Origin of the sequence: Desulforhopalus sp. (assembly GCA_030247675.1) — a bacterium.
GTDB lineage: Bacteria > Desulfobacterota > Desulfobulbia > Desulfobulbales > Desulfocapsaceae > Desulforhopalus_A.
Genome location: JAOTRX010000007.1, coordinates 229,862 through 248,223, shown reverse-complemented (window position 1 = coordinate 248,223; position 18,362 = coordinate 229,862). Strand labels below are relative to the sequence as shown.

Below are 18,362 nucleotides of genomic sequence, written 5' to 3'. Positions count from 1 at the left end.
TTGAGGGCAAGATGGCTTGGGGGCAAGAGCAATTTAAATTTGAAAATTTTTTTTTGCTCTGTCCCCTTTGGCCCTTTCATCTTTGCCGACTCTGGGTCTTACCAGGTCTTTTACTTCACCCCTTTCTCCTGCAAGAAAGGCACATATTTCTTATCCGTCCCTTTGATGTGATTGACCAGCCAATCTTTGAGGAAATCCATAAGTTCCATGGAGATGGTCGAGTCGCCCCGATCTATTTTCGATTTGAATTCAATGACCTTACCGACCAGGGTTTCATGGATCTTTTTGTGCTGTTCATATTCGGGGTAGCCATGTTTCTGAAAAAGCTTTTCTTCGTTTCCAAAATGATAGACCGTATAATTTACCAATCGTTCAAGAATGCCACCCATTATTTCTAGAGTCTGGCGCCGCTTCATGGCTCGGTGGAGATCGTTGATCATCGCGACCAGCTGTTTATGCTGATCGTCGATCTGACCTATCCCCAGCTGCAGACTGCTATCCCAGCGCATCAGGTCGGGAACTACCTCCGTTGATGTTGCCTGTTCCTTGACGCCCGCCAAATCTTTGCTGTTGATTTTGAACTGACCGGAAAGGGTTTTCAGATAATCGGCGATCTTTTCGATATCCCGGGCGCTGATTTCCACATCACTGCCATTGCCGGCAAGTTCGAATGCCGTCTGGCTGACCTTGGCGATATCTGCCGCAACCGAGGAGGACACCGTTGAGCTTTGGGCGACATTACCGTTGACCTCGTTGATTCCCATTGCCGCCTGTTGGACATTTGTTGAGATCTCAGTGGTGGTGGCGCTCTGTTCTTCTACCGAGGTGGCAATATCCGCCACTATGTCATCAACCTTGTTAATGACCTCGGCAATCTGGCGGATCTCGGTGACCGTTTCCGACGTAGAGCTTTGAATTGATTCGATACTGGCCCTGATCTCGCTGGTAGCCGCGGCGGTCTGTTTTGCCAGTTCCTTGATTTCGTGGGCGACAACGGCAAAGCCTTTGCCGGCCTCCCCGGCCCGGGCTGCCTCGATGGTGGCATTCAGGGCGAGCAGGTTGGTCTGATCGGAGATCTCAGTGATGGCCTGGGTTACCTTGCTTATCTCATTGGCTGCAAGGCCAAGGGCATCGACTTTTCCCGATGAACTTTTGGCCAGTGCCACTGCATCGGCGGTAATGCCCCGGGCCTCTCTGGTTTTCCCGGCTACTTCGGCAATTGATGAAGATACTTCTTCAGCAGCCGAGGCGACAATGTTGACGTTGGTTGCAGCCTCCTCGCTTGCTGCCGCCAGCGAATTCATGTTGGAACTCATCTCCTCCGTTGCTGCCGCGACACTGGTAGACATCTCGGACACCATCGTCGCGCCCTTGCACATCCGGTGGGAAAGGCTCGTCAACTCATTCGAGGCAGAGGCCAACCCAACCACCTCGCCACTCATAGTGCCGATCATCTTACTGAGATTCTGTGATATTGTGCTGAGAGCAACTGCCAGAACCCCCAATTCATCCCGGCGCTCAACCTCGAATTTTTCAGTCAGATCACCTTTGGCTATATTTCCAGCAAAGAGTACCGCCTTTTTCAAAACACCGGTAATACCGTGACCGATAACAACACTCAGTACAATCCCTAATACCAGAGCCCCAAGTGAGACGAAGAGAATAAACATCTTCTGGAAAACAATTTTGGCCTGTAATTCTTCCTTACTGACACCGAGTTGCTTGTCGATCTCGGCAATAACGGCATGCAACTGGTCGCGAACAAGGCCGAGATTCGGTTGGGTTTTCTCTTGAAAAATTTTGCTGAACTCGGGAAGAAATACCTCTCTGTTGCCCCCACCCTTGACGATCGCTTCTTGCAATGCTCTTGCCGAATCGTGCATTTCCTTATGCGGCTGTTCCAGCTGTCGTAACAGTCCGGCAAGTCCAGACATCCTTTTTTCCGCATCTTTGCGCTCCTCGCTATACAGCCAGAGCCCCAATTTGCATTTATGATCATCGACCTGAACATCAAGGGAATTTTTCTGAGTGTTAGTAAAGATCTCAGAGATTGTATCACGCCATTGCAAATGGTCGATTTCCTTTTGTAAAGCTAATTCTTTAACGCCGGATAGATACAAACTCTCGCCAACCCGCTCATTGACGGACTGAAAACCATACCAACTGCAGATGCTGATAATTGACAGAAACAGCAACATTAGACCGAAGCCGATTGCCAGTTTGCCGCCTATGGAAATATTTTTCCATGACATGCCGTTTCTCCTTCGTTAACTTTTGGTTTATTTAAACTGTTGATCACTTCGAAGAAGTATATCGCTTGTTATTTTTGATAGCAAATTTCTCCGACAAATTTTCCATGAGATCAGAGGGAGTTGGAATACTGTAGTCAGGCACGGCATAGCGGCGTCCAAAGCACCGAAAACATCCACATATCAAGTTTGATTGCCACCCCTGTGGTTATTTTTTATTCTGCGTTTTTTAACAAATGGTATTATTAAGATTCCCTCATCATTTAGCTCTTCATAGACACTCAAAGTCAGCAATCCTAACGCTTTTTGCAGAGAAGGAGATTATATGCACCGCGTCATGATCCATCCGGCAACCTACGAGAACTGCCAAGAAGCTGTGAATCGGGCTTTTGAATTATTCCCTCAGGACATCGCCGGGAAAAAGGTCATCATCAAACCCAATGTGCTTAGAGCATCTGAAGCGGCGGAGCACATCGTCACCAACCCTGCCCTGCTGCGGGCGGTTATTGAAAAAGTTGAGAGCATGTCGCCGCTTGCGATTATCGTTGGCGACAATCCCGGCTTGTTTAACTACGGTGACAATGAGAACAGCTTTGCAAAAACCGGCCTGATGGCGGCGGCAAAGGGCTATTACCGCAATCTCGGCGATTCGATGCAAAACCTCCGCTTTAACCCTGATTACATGGCTGAGGTCGGGGTATCGCAAGCCATCATGGACGCGGATATTTTCATCAGCCTACCCAAGTTTAAAACCCATGGCCTGACGGTCATGACCGGGGCCATAAAAAACAGCTACGGCATCCTGCCCGGAGCCCAGAAAGCGCGATTACACCAGATTGCCGGGTCACCGGAGCGCTTTCATGAGGTAATCGTTGATGTCTTCCGGTTGCGGGTTCCCGACCTTTTTATCATGGATGCCGTCGTGGGTATGGAAGGAAACGGCCCGGCTTCTCCTGAGCTGCGGGAGATCGGCCTGATTCTCGCGGCGGATAATGCGGTTGCCCTTGATGCGGTGGTTGCCAGGATGATGGGTGTGGACCCTGGCCGTCTGCGCTTCCTGCAAAAGGCCAAGGCCCTTGGACTTGGCGACTTTGATGCTCAGATGATTGATATAGATGGGAAAATGACCGTTCTCCCTGATTTCAAGCTGCCGCCGTTGGGCGGCGAGGCCATTGCCGGCAACAGCACGGTCCAGAATTTCTTAAACACCAAGGCCTATGTCAAACCGAAGGCTGACCCGCAGCTGTGCACCGCCTGTGGCGCCTGCGTGGAACACTGTCCGGTTTCGGCGCTGGCTATGGATTCGACGCCCATTCCCATTGTCGATGCCGACACATGCATTGCTTGTTTCTGCTGCCAGGAGATCTGCCCGGAAAAAGCGATGAGCCTGAATTGAAATATCTACAAAGAGAGAAAAGACAATGACAATGTATATCCCCGAGTCAATTCGAGCCGAGAAGGATTTTCAGGACTGCGTCCATTTTCATGGCCACACCTGCATGGGAGTGACCATCGGCTACTTAGCCGCCAAACTGGCCTTGCAGCAATTGGCAATACACCGGTCGGTCGACGAAGAGCTGATTACCATCGTCGAAAACGATGCCTGCTGCTGCGACGCCATCCAGGTCCTTACCGGCTGCACCTTCGGCAAAGGCAATTTCTTCTTCAAGGACCATGGTAAAATGGCCTTCACCTTTGCCAATAGGCTATCAGGCGAGGCCATTCGCCTTGTGCTGAAACCTGGCATATTTGACAGCCCGGAAGAAGAGCGGCAACTTGCCGAGATGATACGATCCGGCAAGGCTGCGCCGGAAGAAATCCAGAGATATCAGAAGATGTTTGAGGCAAGGGGCGAGGAGATGTTCAGCCATGGCCCTGCAGCATTTTTTGACATGCAAAGAATCGCTCTGCAATTTCCGCCACAGGCCACGAGAGCCACGACCCTCCCTTGTGCGCGCTGCGGCGAGATGGTCATGGAGAGCAAGCTGGAAAAAGTCAACAATCAGCTGATCTGCAAAGGCTGTCTGAAGTAGTTGCTGGCTTTGGGAAATATTCGGAATTGCATAAAGCATGCACCCTGAGCAGCAATAATCCGGAAATGCCCGCAACCATGATTCCAGGCATTTCCGGGTGCTTTCAGCCGGCAATGTTTGCGACACAGCCCATCATGTAGCGGCTACACCTTAAATTTTTCTATAAGGCCTCGCAAAGACTGAGAAAGTACTCGCAGTTCCTCGGCATTTTGGCGCACGAGACCGGTGCCCGCAGAAATCTCGTTCACCGCATGATTGACCTCGGCGATATCCGCCGCCACCTCCTGTGATACCGCAGAAGTCTCGGCAACATTGGAGGAAACCTCGTCTATCCCCTCGCCTGCCTGAACTATATTGGCGGTCAGCTCAGTCATGGTTGCGCTCTGCTGTTCAATGGAACCGGCAATCCGCGACACAATTTCGTCGATCTCCCGTATTATCTCGGAAATCTTTTTGATACCGGCAACCGTTATCCCGGCGGAATTCTGAATGCCGTCGATTCGCATCTTAATCTCACCGGTCGCTTCGGCAGTCTGCTTGGCCAGGGTCTTGATTTCATTGGCGACCACGGCAAAGCCCTTGCCCGCCTCTCCCGCCCGCGCCGCTTCAATAGTGGCATTGAGAGCAAGCAGGTTGGTTTGCGCTGAAATGTCGGCGATGGTCTCCGTCACCTTGCCGATGTCCTCGGCGGCACTGCCAAGGGCATCGACTTTTGCTGAAATATCAGCTGCCTGCAGAACCGCATCGCCGGTAATTTGTTTTGCGTTCCTCGTCGAAAGCTGAATTTCGCCGACGCTCAAACCGATCTCCTCGGTTGCGGTGGCCATAACCTTGACATTGGCTGCTGCCTCCTCCGTAGCCGCCGCCACCGAGGTCATATTGGCACTCATCTCCTCGGTTGCGGCAGCTACCGATTGCGCCCGCCGCGCTGAATCGGTAGCGCCGGCATCGATTTTTTCCGAGGCTTCCGCCAAGCGATGCGAGGAATTATTGATATTAGCACTATTGCTGTTAATGTCCCCCACCAACCTGCGCACATTGGCAAGAAACGAATGATTATAGGCATTCAGCTCAGAAAATTCATCGCGCACGACAGATCTGAAGACCTGCTTGCATTGACTGCAGGACGTGTAATGGCCACTGATGATCTTCGGACACTGCACGTTCATGGCTGCCGACCCGGCCTCCTCCCAGCAATAGCCCTCTTTGCCGAACATGGAGCAATCCGGTTTATTGCACTGGGCCTTTTCCGAACAATTGACCTGGGCGACACCCCCCATATCGACTTTTTGCGTCAGATCACCGCGACTGGCCGCCTCAAGCAACTGGGTTATTTTCTTTATGGGGCGATCGATATTGCGAACCAGCAGGAAATAGACAAAAACAAGAAGGCCAAAGAGGACCACAATGGCAATAGCCACCGACCGCAGCGCCTTCTTCCTGGCAGTATCGAGAAGCATGCCGATCTCGCGGGGGATAGCCAGAACCCCTACCTGTTTGCCGGAATAGTCCTTGAGCGGCATATAGGCGGTCATCAACTCCTTGTCATTATTTGCCACCCGCTGCACGACCGGCTTATCGCCCTGCATAACTTCCTTGAGAAAGGGGAATTTTTCTTTAGGAATGGTCAAATCATGGGTCTTTGCCTGATACTTGAAGCCCTCTCCCTCAGGGATAATGACGGAAATATCCTGACGAACAGCAGTTTTTATCTGCGCCAGCAGTTTATCATCGATGGGGGCACCAAATTCCACTGATCCGGCATGTTGTGTAGCCTGATGCATGACCGGCACAACGCCGCGGATTGCCAGTCCGCCGACGCCTGTTTCGATACCCTGGGCGTCCTGTTTGTTGTCATTGACCATGACCACTAATTTTCGAAATGATGACAGATCGTCGCCGAATTTCTCCGGTTGCTGCAACCGGAGAAACGACATTGCCGGGGCCAGATGAAAGTGAAAAATATTCAGATCGACAGACTTTTTCAATTCCTTGTAGAGTGGCTCCATGAGTCCAAGTAACGCGGCCCGATCTTTTGCCAGCAAAAGGTTTTGGATAAGTGGTATTCCGGCGACGGTCCGCGCAAGAAGGCGCATCTGTTCCGGTTTTTCCAGAGTCAGTTTGTCGTTGACCTGAATGACCTGGGTCTTTAATTCCTCCTGCAAGAGCTGGATGGAATTCTCCAGGACTGAACGATATGCCAGGATCGAGGGCACAACAACTGTCAGGGAAATGAGTATCCCGAGTGTCAACAGCAGTTTGGTTTTAACTTTTCTTGGACTGAGTTTTTCCACCAACGAAAACATACCTCTCCTCCACTGTTATCTTTCTCGTTCAACCACCCGTAATCCCCATTAATTTTTTCATGCAACCTTTTAATTTATCGACATTTTCAACGAAGGTCGGGTTATGCGACACGACACTCCCGCCCTCTTGAGTCAAGGCAAGGGGGAAGCTCCTCTGCAAGGATATCACAGACGCGAATATTAGAAAAATTTTTTGAGAATTATTTTCAAGATGGCGGAGAAAACTATACAGGCAGCAATCAGTGAATCCTCGTCAGCACCACAACGGCGACGATGACCAGGGCAGCGCCGAGGCTCTGGATGAGCCCGAGGGTTTCACCCAAGAAGAAATAGGCAAGGAAAAGGGTAATTACCGGTTCGAGGGTCGACAGCGTTGAGGCATCACTTGCCCCCAGGCGGCGCATCCCGGCAAAGAAAAAGACAATAGGCATAAGGGTCGAAACAACGGCGATTGCCCCGAGCGCCAGCCAGCCGTCAATATTCCCCGGCGGCTGCGGTCCCTCAAGGAGCATGGCGGTACCAAAGACTCCTGCCGCGGAAAGCATGATAACGCAGCCGGCACTGATTGCCCCGGTACGTTCGCCCACCCCTTCGCCGACCAGGATATAGACGGTGTAAATCAGTGCCGCACCGAGGCCGAAGGCTATCCCGACGGGCGTTCCCGCCAAACCACCGGATACGGTGAGAAAGATGCCAAAAAGAGACAGCAGGGCGAGAAAACTCTTCATAATGGTCAGCTTCCGCCTGCCAAGAAGCGCCGAGGCAATAATAACCAGGGCCGGATACAGGTAGAGCAGCAGTCCGGTCAGCCCGGCGGTGGCATGGTGCAGGGCAGAAAAAAAGCAGAAGGCCTGCCCGGCATAACCAAGCCCGCCCATACCGATGAGAACCATCAGGTCCCGGCCCTGCGGCCAGGGCTGGTGGAGGGCCGCCATCAGCAGTACCATCAGCCCGCCGGCGACAAGAAAGCGAACGAAGAGCACCGTGGCGGTGGAGGCCCCGGAGGCAAAGGCTACCTTGCCGAAGATGGCCAGGGCGCCAAAACCAATGGCGGAGAAGACAACGAAGAAAGCCCCCATAGGGCGCGATGAAGCAACCGCAGTCATAACGCAATGTTCCAATTTGATAGTGATTTTCGACAGTGAAAATATGTGCTATACGAAAGAATCGACGGTTTGTGAACAAAAAGAAAGGCGCGACTCAAAAAATACCACGGCGCCGCTGCCATTCCACCTGCAAAAAATTGACAAATGACTCACTCAAAAAACTCCAAGAACAACGGCAAAACCGACGATCTCCAGCTACAGGACAACACTTGCCCCCCGCTGGAATTGGTCTGCGGGGCGACCCTTGCCGAGTGGTGCCGACGTCTCCCCCTCCTTGTTGACCTGATGGCCTATAAACCGCTGACCTGGATCAACCCGAATCCTGGAGGATCTGCCGGCAAGTCGGCGGTCAGCGGTCTTACAGGCAGAGATATCGATGCCGCGGAGGCCAGGCTTGAACGCTTCCGGCCCTTCATCGCCGCTGCCTTTCCGGAAACGCGGCCCGCGGGGGGCTTGATCGAATCACCCCTCCTCCCCATTCCAAGGATGCGGGCGGCCCTTGAAGATCACTGCGGGCTGCTGATCCCCGGCAGGCTCTTTTTAAAATGCGACAATCTCCTACCCATCTCCGGCTCGGTGAAGGCCCGGGGCGGCATCTATGAGGTGCTGAAATACGCCGAGGAAGTCGCCCTGGCAAAGGGACTGGTGCGACGTGGCGACGATTATGCCGTCCTCGGCGGCGACCGCGCCCGTGCGGTCTTTGCCGACTACCGAATCGCCGTCGGCTCAACCGGCAACCTCGGCCTGTCGATCGGCATAATGGGTGCCAGATTTGGCTTTCAGGTCACCGTCCATATGTCCGCTGAAGCAAGACAATGGAAAAAAGACCTGCTGCGCAGCCACGGGGTTTTGGTGGTTGAGCATCCGGGTGACTACAGCTCGGCGGTGGCAGAGGGACGAAGGCAGGCGGCCGGTGATCAGCGCTGCCATTTTGTCGACGACGAGAATTCCGTCGACCTCTTCCTCGGTTATGCGGTGGCAGCAAGGCGATTGCAGCGGCAACTGGCCGAACTGGCCATCCCAGTCGATGCCGACCACCCGCTCTTTGTGTACCTGCCCTGTGGCGTCGGCGGCGCACCTGGCGGGATCACCTTTGGCCTGAAACACCTCTTCGGCGAAAACGTCCACTGCTTCTTTGCCGAGCCGACCCATGCGCCGTGCATGCTCCTTGGCCTCTGTACCGGTCTCCATGCCGCAGTCTCGGTTCAGGATTTCGGCCTGAATGGAATCACCGCAGCCGATGGCCTGGCGGTGAGCCGACCCTCCGGCTTTATCGGCAAGACCGTCGCGCCGCTGGTCGACGGCGCCTTTACCGTCGATGATGGAGAGCTGTTCCGCCTCCTCGCCCTCCTGGCCGACAGTGAGGCAATCTCCATGGAACCATCCGCCCTGGCCGGGATGCTCGGCCCTCCAGCGATACTTCAGGAGAGAGACTATCTCCGGGAAAAGGGCCTGCAGGAAAAAATGGCCGCAGCCAGCCATATCGTCTGGGGGACGGGCGGCCAAATGGTGCCCGAGGAGGAAATGGCCGGGTACTACCGGCAAGGCAAAGAACTTTTAACCAGATAACGCTCGCATCATGTCTTTTCCGCAAGCGAAGCGACACTGTCATTTCACCCTCCTGCCCTTCACTTCAGATTTGCATTTTTCCCCTCAAAAGTTATAGGATTAAAGGGTCTATTGCCGGTGCAGGTATCAATTCATTCAACAGCCTGGGATCGCATTGTGCGCAGTTTCTTTCCTCATTTCGTCAATTTCCTCCATTTCTGCCGGTACGGCAGGCGCGGCAACACCAGCCACCGCCTGAAAACGACCAGCGCCGGCCACCTCCTCTTCGCCTGGCTATTGATTTGCTTGATAGCGGTCGATAGTCAAGCCGAAACGAAGGTCTTCGAACATTGGGTCAACCAGCCATTTTCCGGTAGCCAGTCGCCGGACGACGCCTATATGGCGGCCATGACCAAGTCAAAATTTGAGGTTCTTGAACTGGCCGGAACCTATCTTGAAAGTCTCAGCGTGGTGGAGAACGCAACCCTCGTTAAAGACGAGGTGACGGCGCTCGCCGGTGGCGTACTGCATGTCCAGGTGGTCGCCAAAGAAAACTATGCCAATGACCAGACCTTTGGCATCCGCCTGGCAACCCGAATAGAAATTGACACCGGCATCCTCCACCAGCGAATGGATAAGCTCCTCAAGGACCGCACCCTGCTAAGTAAATACGATGAGATTCATGACCGCGAACAGGAGCTTCTGGCGAGAATCCGCGAGTTGGAGAAGGCAAATGTCCAAGCCACCTCCCCCTCCCATAAACCAAATGATTTTGACAACGATTTTACAGAGTTAAGCGCCGCCCTAACCGCCAGCCATTGGCTGGAGAAGGCACTTACCCTCTGGAACCATGGACAATTCACCAATCCTGCCCTGGCGATAGACCACCTTTCCCAGGCCCTCACCCTGGACGACGAAAACCCAAGGGCCTACAACAGCCGAGCGGTCGCCTATTTGAGTTTGGGAAAACTCCAGGAGGCGGAACAAGACCTTGCCCAAGCGCTTAAAATAATGCCCGACTATGCCGACACCCATAACCATCTGGGAAACCTGCACTATCGCCGGGGAGACTTTCAAAAGGCCGTGGATTCCTTTACCCGGGCGATTAGCCTCCAGCCGGACTTTGCCGATGCCATATTTAACCGTGGCATGGCCTACCGCAAACTCTTCAACTACGAGGCAGCCTTCGATGACTTCCGGAAGGCGGCGGCCCTCGCCCCGGCGTCCTCCATCACAACCGTCAATGCTGGTTCACAGGTTGAACTGCACAATATCAACACCTTGTGTGGCACGGCACAGACTACCGCAAGCATGGCCCTTTGTCGATCTCTCGACTTTCTCAGGCGGCACGGTTTTTTCCGGGAAAATACTTCCGCAAAATAAATACCCCGGGGGGTGGAGAACCGGTTTTTTAAGTAATCCTTCTTGCTGCCATGAACACCCCGCCTGCCGGTAAAACCACCGATCAGTAGCCGGCGCCATCTTTCGCTGCAAAACCTGTCCCGCTCTATTCCGGTTTCTTGAAAAAAACCCAGATATGCGTTACCTGTAAAGGTAACTATGAATTCACCCCATTAAAGCAAAGAGGATCGCCGAATGAAACGGTTTGTCATCTTGTTGTCTTTCTTTATATTTTTCTCAACTGCCGGTGGCTGCGCTAATAAGCACGAGGCACCAATAGAGGCAGTACAGGCACCGGCTCAACCCAACGCCGTTGCCGTTCTCACCGTCGCCGATAAAGAACGGCAACAGCTCCCGCCGGACGACCGCATTGAGCTGACGCGGGTCATGAACTGGCTGGATCGCGATCTCATCGACCATATGCGCAGCAACGGCATCGAGACGGTTCTTCTTGACGACATAAAAAATTATACAAGTGCCATGGGGCCGCTTTTCATCATCAATGTCGAATTCTTCAATCCGGGCACGACCCCCAGCCTGCCCAGGGGACGAATGGGCATTCCGGTCTCGGCCCTTGACCTCAGCTACAAACTCCTCGACGAACGCGGCGCCCTCCTCACTGAGTGGCAGGACGGGGAACATTCCCTCAAAGGCGGTACCTACTGCGCACGCACCCTGAACCGCAGGGCGGTTGACAAGATCACCAAAACCCTCGCGTCCCGGTAACCCCAGGAGAACCAAGCCATGGCCAGAACCAAGACCCTACGAGTGGAAAACGGCAGAGCGCTCTTCACCTGCCATGCCTGCCAAGCCAAGAGAATGATTGCCGTCGGGCCGGGGGTGCGTATGCGGTCAATGCGCTGCAGTAAATGTGGGGAAACAACCCGGTGCATGTTTAACCGGCGGATTACGCCACGAGAACAGCAATCCGGTACCGTCCTTGTGCAGACCGCCGACGGCCGGGAACTGGTGGTGGAACTTTTCGACATCTCACCGCATGGCGTCGGTTTTGATCTTTCCGTACGCGACGCGAACAAACTTACCATCGGCCGCGACATTCAGTTCAAGTGCAAATGGAACCCGCAGCTGCTCAGTCAGGGGGTGTACATCATTCGGTCGGTAAAGGACCAACGGGTGGGTGTCGAGAAGCGTAAGTGACGGTTTGCCGCCACACTGCGTACCGGCAGCAGCTCACTGCTCCTCTTTGCCACCGATCCGTTTATTGGTGGAGATGAATCTGAGAAAGGAGGGCAGATTCCTAAGGAAGCGCAACCAGCTGTCCGGCGACTGCCAGAGCATCGCCACATAGCCCCAGATGACCCGCGACCGCTGGAAATGGCGGCGGTGAAAGTCGATAAACAGCTCCTCCATCCTGGCAAGCTCCATCCCTCTCGGCACGAACTGAAAGGCCATACAGTCCATCTTCTCCCAGTCTTCGTGAAAGGTGCCCATCGCCCCACCCGCCTGCTTGATCTGCTGATACACCGGTGAGCCAGGAAAAGGCGTGAACTTTGCGAGATTGAAGTCATCGATGGGCAGGGAGAATACGTATTCCCGGCTCTTCTGGATGCTCGCCTCGGTTTCGCCGGGCAGGCCCATCATGAGGAGACCCTTGACGCGAATTCCGGCCTTTTTGATCATGGCGATCTTGTCGCGCATAAGCTGCAGATCGACATTCTGGCGATGGGCCGAGAGCAGCACCTCGTCGCCAGTCTCTATCCCCAGGCTGATCATCCAGCAGCCCGCCGCCTTCATCAGCTGCAGCAGTTCAAAGTCGAGATGCTCGGCCCTGGCGGCGCAGTTGAAGGTCATACCGAGGGGCTTTTCAATAACCATCCGGCAAAAGTCGACAACCCGCTGGCGATTGAAGGTAAACTGGTCATCGTAGAAATTGAGATGGCGGAGGCCATAAGTGTCCTTTAAAAAACACAGGTGGCGATAGAGATAGTCGGCGGAATTGTAGCGAAACGACCGGCCGAAGACCGAACGATCGCAGTAGCTGCAGGCGTAGGGGCAACCGCGGCTGGACAGGCAGCTGCCGTTCGGCGCCTTGGGGTAGTTGAAGATCGGCAGGGTGTAGGCCTCCGGGTAACCCGCCAGTTTGCGGTAATCTGGAAAGGGCAGGCTGTCGAGGTCGAGGAGTTTTTTCCGCCGCCCGGTGAACACCGCCTTGCCGCCCTCGCCGCGCAGAACCACGCCTTCAACCCCCTGCCGCTCCGCCTCAGCGGTGGCCAGCAGTTCCCGGAGGGTTTCCTCGCCCTCGCCCACCACCACGTAGTCGATAAGGGGGTAGTTGTCGAGGACCTGTTCCCGGAGCGCTGAGACGTGTACCCCGCCAAAAACCACCTTGATTGCCGGCTGAACGGTCTTGGCCAGCCGCGCCAGACGCTCCCCGTCAAAGAAGCTTGAGGTGGTGCAGGAAAAACCGATAAATGGCGGATTTTCCTGGCGTAAATATGCAAGAATCCGCTCGTCGGAATCAGGGTGGGCGTAGCAGTCGATGATATCGTTGGCAAGGCTGTGGCTGGTAAGATAGGCCGAGATGGAGGCCAGGCCGAGCGGCGGCATGATATTTGCCACCCGCGAGATATCACTGCCGGCGTTTTTGGCGCTGTAGCCAAGGGGATGGACGAGGAGAATGGTTGATCGCAGAGTTTGCATAAAGAAAATTCTAAAAGTTGATTGTCATAGCCGGGCAAGATGGAGTCCTGAGCCTTACCCCCGCCCTCCGCATCCCGATCACGGTTTCGGCCAGGCTCCCTGTCGCCACCTTTCTTTGAATTCGACCAGCCAGTCAGGGGTGTACAGCTGCAACGTCCCTTGCGGGTCGGTGAGGAGTTGTACGGTATAGGCACTGGTGGCCAATTGCCCCTGGCCATTGTAAATGAGATAGGAAAAATTCATCCTGGCCGTTTCCGCCCAGTGCAGGGCCGTTTCTATTGTGATCTCTTCGTCGAAGCGCAGGGGGATTTTATAATCAAGGTGCATCTGCACCACCGGGGCCATCACGTTGTTGTCACGGTATGTCTGGTAGGTCAGGCCGTAGATGTCGCCGAAGGCTATGCGCCCATCCTCGAAAAAGCTGGCATAATGACCATGCCAGACCATCCCGAGGACATCGACCTCTTCAAAGCGCACCCGCCGCTTGGCCATAGCCACCAGCGGGGCCGGATCACCATCCCGGACCGGGAAATATTTTGGAGAGTACACCATTTGCTTGCGAACCCCTTTTTACTGAAGAAATTGAACAAATCCAGCTGCAACTGCCTGGCCATCGGTTTTTTTCAGGTTAAATTTCACCGCCCATCCCTGGTCGTTTTTCTGCATATCGGCAACAACACTGACCGTATCGCCGGGCACAATCTTGCCGGTAAATTTAACCTTCCGGTAGCCGCCAGGCATAAGGCTGGCCTGCACGGTGCGTTCGGCAAGATACCGTACCATGGCCATCTGGACAATCGCCGGTAGAAGCGGCTGATTGGGGAAGTGCCCCTGGAACCCGGCATAGCCGGGGGGAAAGCAAAAATCAGCAACCACCTGCAGATGCTGCTCGGCCAGGGTCTCAAGCCGCACGCAAAGACAACATTCCGGCATGGCGCCGTAAAGGGAAGAGTTCTCCATAACACTGCTCACTGTACTTGTTTTGCCGGTTCAAGAAAGACAGCCACACCCAGCCACGGCTGCCTATAGACTATCGGCGCCTCTCTGCCCGTTGCCTCTTCGCCGTTCATGGTCACCTGCCAAAAGGGCAGAGGGCCGATCTGGGCGTATTTGCGGAAACCGCCGCCGGTCCCGACCGCTTCCCGGCAGAGGCTCTGCCACCATCCACCGCCGCAGGGCAAAAGGCTCGGCTCCTGCAGGTAGATTCTTGCCAGGGCCTCGGATAAAAACGGCGCGAATTCGGTGTTTTTCATCGGCCCGGTTACTCGCAGGAGCTGATGACTACCGTCAAGGGCAACCTCGGCTTCGAGCAGCTTTACCCCGGTTGCATCAAGCAGTACATAATATAAATCCGCCTCCCTCTGGCGCAGGCCGAGAAGGCCGGAGAAGCGCTCGGTATCCCACCGCTGGACACGGATATTCAGCAAGCGGCCGGATTTTTCGTCCTTGCCGGGTCCCGCCGGATCAGGACCCGGCACAACATACGGCAGGCTGCAGGCGGAAAGCAGCACAGCAAGGCAGCATTGCAGGAAGAAAACCCGGACCTTCATCGATCACTCCTTCTTGCCAAAGACGAGGAGTGCCGGACTGACCCAAAGGGCAGTCGGCCAGGCGACACCGACACCGATAAGCACCGTCACTCCAAGGGCGTATAGGGCGGGATGACCGGCAAAGGCCAGGACGCCAAAACCGATCATGGAGCTGGCAGCGGTCAGGCTCACCGATCGTTCCGAGACCTTTTCCAGGCCGGAAAGCTTGGCGCAGACAATAAAAATGCCATAATCTACACTGACGCCGATCACCATCAGCCCCATGATGAGGTGCATCATGTTCAATTGGCCACCGGTGAGAAAGCAGAAGATCGACATGGCGGCAAGCGACGAAATAACCGGCGCCAGCACCGCCAGCGTCGCTCTGGTGTTGCGGAATTGATAGATGACCATCAGGGTGATAAGCAAACCGGCGATAAGCGACAGGGTCTGGACGTCGTAGCGGAGCAGGTGCTCCACCTCGGCCCGCCATTTTTTATTGGCGAGAACCCGCACCCCTTCGGTCTTTTCGCCAAACTGCAGAAGCTGAGGCAAAAGTGCATCATCAATGGCGATCGTGGTCATGGCTATGTAGGAATCCTTTTCACTGACCCCCTCCCCCGGCACCTTGAGCATCGAAGAAAACAGCGGCTGCAAAGGACCACCCAGGAATTTTTCCGGCAGCAGAGGCTGCGGCGGGGTATCCAGCCAGTGGAAAAACGGCAGAAAGGCCTGTTCGGTAAAACCACGGGCGACCGCCGCCTTTATGAACCGTTCCTCGAAATCTCCCCGGTTCGCCTCCCAGAATTGCTGCCAGCCCTGCTGATTGCGGGTCTGGGCGCTGGGACCGGGCAATAGAGGAGCAAAGGATTGAAACTTCTTCACACCGCTTTCCCGCAGAAAGCGATAGACGAGATAATTTCTATCGAGGACCTCATCAAGACTGCTGCCGGTGGCAAGGACAAAGGCCTGCTCATCGCCCCCGCCCCAGGTGGCGTTGAAATGACGCTCCCCCTCGATAACCTGCTGATCGGGAACGTCCAGCCCACGCAAATCGCCGTTATAATGCAGCCGGGGCCAGGTAACCAGGCCAAAGGCCACAAGGACCAGCCAGACTGCGAGAATCTGGCCGGGATGCCTCGGGGACAGCAGCCGCAGCCAATGGTTCTCCTTGACCCGGACCGGTTTGTTTTTTTGCGTGGCGGCAATTGCCGGGATGACCAGATAGGCAAAGAGAGAGGCAAGGGTTACCCCGAAGATCGCCAGCAAGGCCATCTGCCGGTGGCAGGGCACCTGCGAAAAGAGCAGAACCACAAAAACGGCGGCTGTGGTCAGGACGGCGTAGAACAAAGGCTTGGCCACCTGTTTCATCGCCTGACGCGGACTGCCCCCCTCGGCGCCGGTCATGGCCAGATATAGATGGGTGGCAACATCGACAGTAATACCTAAAAGAACAATGCCGAACCCGAGGGCAAGGCCGCTCAGTTTGTCGTAGAAAAGGCTGGTCAGAGCAATGGCCGGGGGCGCCGCCAGGTAGGGCACACCGACCACCACCAGAAAACGGATATTGCGCAGGGCCACCCCGAACAACAGCAGCATGAGCACCGAGGCCAGCGGCAACAACAGCTGCAGGTCTTTCTCGATGGAGCGGCTGTTGGCGAGGGTATGCGGCAGACTGCCGATGACCGTCGCCTCGATTCCCGCATCAAGGGCCTGGCCGGAGGCGGCATGCAAGATCTTCTCTACCGCCGCCGCCTGTTCTGAATCGGTGAGGGACTTCCGGCTCTCGGCAACCAACAAGCAGCTTCTGCCATCTTTGCTCATGAAAAAGCCCTCATCAATACGCACCGTGTATTCAGAGCGCATGAGGTTCAGCTTTTGCAAGGCCAGGGTGATCAGACCGAGAGGATCGACCTGCACCTGCTTCTTCATGGCAATGCCCGCCGGACTGTTTAGAAGCGCAAAGGAATTCTGCAGACCGGCCTTAATGCCTTCCGGCGAGGTCATGGTAGCCAGATTGGCGATGTCGCCTTCATCAAGAAGAAGCGGCAGGGAAGGCTGTAGCCCGGCAAAGAGGGAAAATTCATAGCCTTCAGGCAGCCGGGCCAACACGTAGGAAAACTGACCGCTGTCATTCAGCAGGTCGCCAAGCTTTTTGGTACTGGCCTGCAGGGCCTTCTTGCTGACTGTGACAGGAATCCCCCCCTCATTTTTCATGGAGACGGTGATAAACAGCCGATCCACCAGGCCCATCCGCTTGAGCATCCTCAGGTCGCCGCGCACCGCCTCACCCGGCAACAGGTCGATGGCATCATCGGCGAGCCGCAGATCGTTACAAAAGATCATGCCCACGGCGAAGGCGCCAAGGACGAACAACCAGCGGATAATCGCAGCCCTTCTACTCATTGGTACCACAGAGGGCAAAGAGAACGTCAGGGGTCTTGCTGTTGAGGACGTAGGAGTGGAAGCTGATGACGGTCGTGTCGCCGCCTGGGTCGACGATCTCTACCTTTTCAGGTTGTTTGCTGGTTTTGTTGAAGGTGATGGTGATACTGGTGATATATTCGAGCATTGCCTGGTCCTTCGGGCTTATACGCAGCGATACGGGCCCGGCTTTTTCCATCTGGTAAGTGGCGTTTAAACGCGAATAATCCCCTCCCAGCCATAGCCAGAGCTGTTCGGCAACGGCGCGCATGATCGGGTCGGCACCGAGATCGAAATGGACCGGCGGCGCCTTGTCATTGCAGCGAATGCCCCGATCACCACGGAAGATAAGGACGGAGGGCACGGGCGAGATAAATTCCCAGCGCAAGCGGTCAGGCCGGACAACGACTAGGGAGCCGCGGAAGATCACCGGTTCGGCAAAGAGGGCGAGCCTTCTCTCCTGGACAAATTCACTGGAAAAAGACCGGACCTTATCGGAGGCCGCCTGTATTTCAGTTAGAAAACTCTGGAGTTCTTCGGCCTCCGCGGCAAATACCGGTGGGACGCCAGCCACCAGCAACAAAACCCAGCCCGACAGTATCGCTACAGCAAGACGAGAAAGAAATGATGGGGAATTAACGCGCCGCATCGTCACCAGGATCCTCCCACACCTTGATATCGCCTGCCGCAAGTAATTTCTGATCGTCATAGACCTCACCATGTATCAATTTAATTGCGCCAAATCTAAAGGTGATTGCCGTTTCAATCCGGACAGTTCTCCCTGATGCGGCCTGGCCGGGCAAGGAGAATCCGTCAATGCCCACCAACATGCCGTCACGCGCCGCCCTGCCGGCACAGAGACCGTCATAGCCGCTTCCCAGGGCCGCTGCCTGGGCGATCAACTCGATGAAATACTCCGGCAAAAGCCGGCCCTCCGCAACGCAGATACCGGCAGAAGGCAGCACCGCCTGGACTGTTGACCGGTCGCCATCGCGGGCGAGCAGCGAATCGACAAAGAGCATCGGCGGCCGGTGGGGCAAGAGCGCCGCGGCACGCTGGGGCAAAGGGAAAGAGGTTGCGGGAGGGAATTCAGTCATAATCAAGT

Annotated in this window: 16 protein-coding genes; 6 read left to right on the top strand and 10 right to left on the bottom strand. The window is 55.1% G+C overall.

What is annotated here, in order from left to right; genetic code table 11:
- Nucleotides 1-110: 110 nt before the first annotated feature.
- The gene (locus tag OEL83_15895; protein ID MDK9708525.1) at nt 111-2,252 is read right to left on the bottom strand and encodes a bacteriohemerythrin; all 2,142 of its coding nucleotides are present in this window, start codon (nt 2,250-2,252) and stop codon (nt 111-113) included.
- Between the two features lie 322 nt (nt 2,253-2,574).
- Between OEL83_15895 and OEL83_15890 the strand changes: the two genes are divergently transcribed.
- Together OEL83_15890 and OEL83_15885 are read left to right on the top strand one after the other, a co-directional pair.
- Complete coding sequence (locus tag OEL83_15890; GenBank protein ID MDK9708524.1) at nt 2,575-3,645, top strand: DUF362 domain-containing protein; 1,071 nt, start codon at nt 2,575-2,577, stop codon at nt 3,643-3,645.
- Nucleotides 3,646-3,670: 25 nt separating this feature from the next.
- On the top strand, nt 3,671-4,282 hold the full coding sequence (locus tag OEL83_15885; protein ID MDK9708523.1) for an FmdE family protein: 612 nt from the start codon (nt 3,671-3,673) through the stop codon (nt 4,280-4,282).
- Between the two features lie 143 nt (nt 4,283-4,425).
- Here OEL83_15885 and OEL83_15880 read toward each other — a convergent pair whose 3' ends face one another.
- Both OEL83_15880 and OEL83_15875 read right to left on the bottom strand, forming a co-directional pair.
- The gene (locus OEL83_15880; protein MDK9708522.1) at nt 4,426-6,588 is read right to left on the bottom strand and encodes a methyl-accepting chemotaxis protein; all 2,163 of its coding nucleotides are present in this window, start codon (nt 6,586-6,588) and stop codon (nt 4,426-4,428) included.
- Nucleotides 6,589-6,827: 239 nt separating this feature from the next.
- Nucleotides 6,828-7,694: a DMT family transporter gene (locus OEL83_15875; protein MDK9708521.1), complete on the bottom strand. Its 867-nt coding sequence runs from the start codon at nt 7,692-7,694 to the stop codon at nt 6,828-6,830.
- Between the two features lie 144 nt (nt 7,695-7,838).
- Between OEL83_15875 and OEL83_15870 the strand changes: the two genes are divergently transcribed.
- The 4 genes from OEL83_15870 (at nt 7,839) to OEL83_15855 (ending at nt 11,801) form a co-directional block, all read left to right on the top strand.
- Entirely contained in the window at nt 7,839-9,263 is a 1,425-nt protein-coding gene (locus tag OEL83_15870) for a D-serine ammonia-lyase (protein ID MDK9708520.1), read from the top strand.
- Between the two features lie 156 nt (nt 9,264-9,419).
- Nucleotides 9,420-10,625 carry a tetratricopeptide repeat protein gene (locus tag OEL83_15865; GenBank protein ID MDK9708519.1) on the top strand — a complete coding sequence of 402 codons (1,206 nt, stop codon included), beginning with the start codon at nt 9,420-9,422 and terminating at the stop codon, nt 10,623-10,625.
- Between the two features lie 213 nt (nt 10,626-10,838).
- Nucleotides 10,839-11,369: a hypothetical protein gene (locus OEL83_15860; GenBank protein ID MDK9708518.1), complete on the top strand. Its 531-nt coding sequence runs from the start codon at nt 10,839-10,841 to the stop codon at nt 11,367-11,369.
- An 18-nt stretch (nt 11,370-11,387) separates the two neighbouring features.
- The gene (locus OEL83_15855) at nt 11,388-11,801 is read left to right on the top strand and encodes a hypothetical protein (protein ID MDK9708517.1); all 414 of its coding nucleotides are present in this window, start codon (nt 11,388-11,390) and stop codon (nt 11,799-11,801) included.
- A gap of 33 nt (nt 11,802-11,834) precedes the next feature.
- Here OEL83_15855 and OEL83_15850 read toward each other — a convergent pair whose 3' ends face one another.
- From OEL83_15850 to OEL83_15820, 7 genes are all read right to left on the bottom strand, one after another.
- The gene (locus OEL83_15850) at nt 11,835-13,304 is read right to left on the bottom strand and encodes a B12-binding domain-containing radical SAM protein (protein ID MDK9708516.1); all 1,470 of its coding nucleotides are present in this window, start codon (nt 13,302-13,304) and stop codon (nt 11,835-11,837) included.
- 78 nt (nt 13,305-13,382) lie between these two features.
- A complete protein-coding gene (locus tag OEL83_15845; GenBank protein MDK9708515.1) occupies nt 13,383-13,856 on the bottom strand; it encodes an acyl-CoA thioesterase in 474 nt (157 codons plus the stop codon).
- Between the two features lie 18 nt (nt 13,857-13,874).
- Nucleotides 13,875-14,264, bottom strand: coding sequence for a beta-hydroxyacyl-ACP dehydratase (locus OEL83_15840; protein ID MDK9708514.1), 390 nt, complete (start codon nt 14,262-14,264; stop codon nt 13,875-13,877).
- A gap of 8 nt (nt 14,265-14,272) precedes the next feature.
- The gene (locus tag OEL83_15835) at nt 14,273-14,854 is read right to left on the bottom strand and encodes a hypothetical protein (protein MDK9708513.1); all 582 of its coding nucleotides are present in this window, start codon (nt 14,852-14,854) and stop codon (nt 14,273-14,275) included.
- Between the two features lie 3 nt (nt 14,855-14,857).
- The gene (locus OEL83_15830) at nt 14,858-17,239 is read right to left on the bottom strand and encodes an MMPL family transporter (GenBank protein ID MDK9708512.1); all 2,382 of its coding nucleotides are present in this window, start codon (nt 17,237-17,239) and stop codon (nt 14,858-14,860) included.
- On the bottom strand, nt 17,232-17,906 hold the full coding sequence (locus OEL83_15825; protein ID MDK9708511.1) for an outer membrane lipoprotein carrier protein LolA: 675 nt from the start codon (nt 17,904-17,906) through the stop codon (nt 17,232-17,234). The genes OEL83_15830 and OEL83_15825 overlap by 8 nt, the downstream gene beginning before the upstream one ends.
- Nucleotides 17,893-18,354: an ACP dehydratase gene (locus tag OEL83_15820; GenBank protein ID MDK9708510.1), complete on the bottom strand. Its 462-nt coding sequence runs from the start codon at nt 18,352-18,354 to the stop codon at nt 17,893-17,895. Before OEL83_15820 ends, OEL83_15825 begins: the two co-directional genes overlap by 14 nt.
- Between the last annotated feature and the right edge of the window lie 8 nt (nt 18,355-18,362).

Excerpts from the sequence above, each read along its gene's own strand:
- OEL83_15895 (MDK9708525.1), bottom strand. The coding sequence starts at position 2,252 with ATGTCATGGAAAAATATTTCCATAGGCGGCAAACTGGCAATCGGCTTC.
- OEL83_15890 (MDK9708524.1), top strand. The coding sequence starts at position 2,575 with ATGCACCGCGTCATGATCCATCCGGCAACCTACGAGAACTGCCAAGAA.
- OEL83_15885 (MDK9708523.1), top strand. The coding sequence starts at position 3,671 with ATGACAATGTATATCCCCGAGTCAATTCGAGCCGAGAAGGATTTTCAG.
- OEL83_15880 (MDK9708522.1), bottom strand. The coding sequence starts at position 6,588 with ATGTTTTCGTTGGTGGAAAAACTCAGTCCAAGAAAAGTTAAAACCAAA.
- OEL83_15875 (MDK9708521.1), bottom strand. The coding sequence starts at position 7,694 with ATGACTGCGGTTGCTTCATCGCGCCCTATGGGGGCTTTCTTCGTTGTC.
- OEL83_15870 (MDK9708520.1), top strand. The coding sequence starts at position 7,839 with ATGACTCACTCAAAAAACTCCAAGAACAACGGCAAAACCGACGATCTC.
- OEL83_15860 (MDK9708518.1), top strand. The coding sequence starts at position 10,839 with ATGAAACGGTTTGTCATCTTGTTGTCTTTCTTTATATTTTTCTCAACT.
- OEL83_15855 (MDK9708517.1), top strand. The coding sequence starts at position 11,388 with ATGGCCAGAACCAAGACCCTACGAGTGGAAAACGGCAGAGCGCTCTTC.
- OEL83_15850 (MDK9708516.1), bottom strand. The coding sequence starts at position 13,304 with ATGCAAACTCTGCGATCAACCATTCTCCTCGTCCATCCCCTTGGCTAC.
- OEL83_15845 (MDK9708515.1), bottom strand. The coding sequence starts at position 13,856 with ATGGTGTACTCTCCAAAATATTTCCCGGTCCGGGATGGTGATCCGGCC.
- OEL83_15840 (MDK9708514.1), bottom strand. The coding sequence starts at position 14,264 with ATGGAGAACTCTTCCCTTTACGGCGCCATGCCGGAATGTTGTCTTTGC.
- OEL83_15835 (MDK9708513.1), bottom strand. The coding sequence starts at position 14,854 with ATGAAGGTCCGGGTTTTCTTCCTGCAATGCTGCCTTGCTGTGCTGCTT.
- OEL83_15830 (MDK9708512.1), bottom strand. The coding sequence starts at position 17,239 with ATGAGTAGAAGGGCTGCGATTATCCGCTGGTTGTTCGTCCTTGGCGCC.
- OEL83_15825 (MDK9708511.1), bottom strand. The coding sequence starts at position 17,906 with ATGCGGCGCGTTAATTCCCCATCATTTCTTTCTCGTCTTGCTGTAGCG.
- OEL83_15820 (MDK9708510.1), bottom strand. The coding sequence starts at position 18,354 with ATGACTGAATTCCCTCCCGCAACCTCTTTCCCTTTGCCCCAGCGTGCC.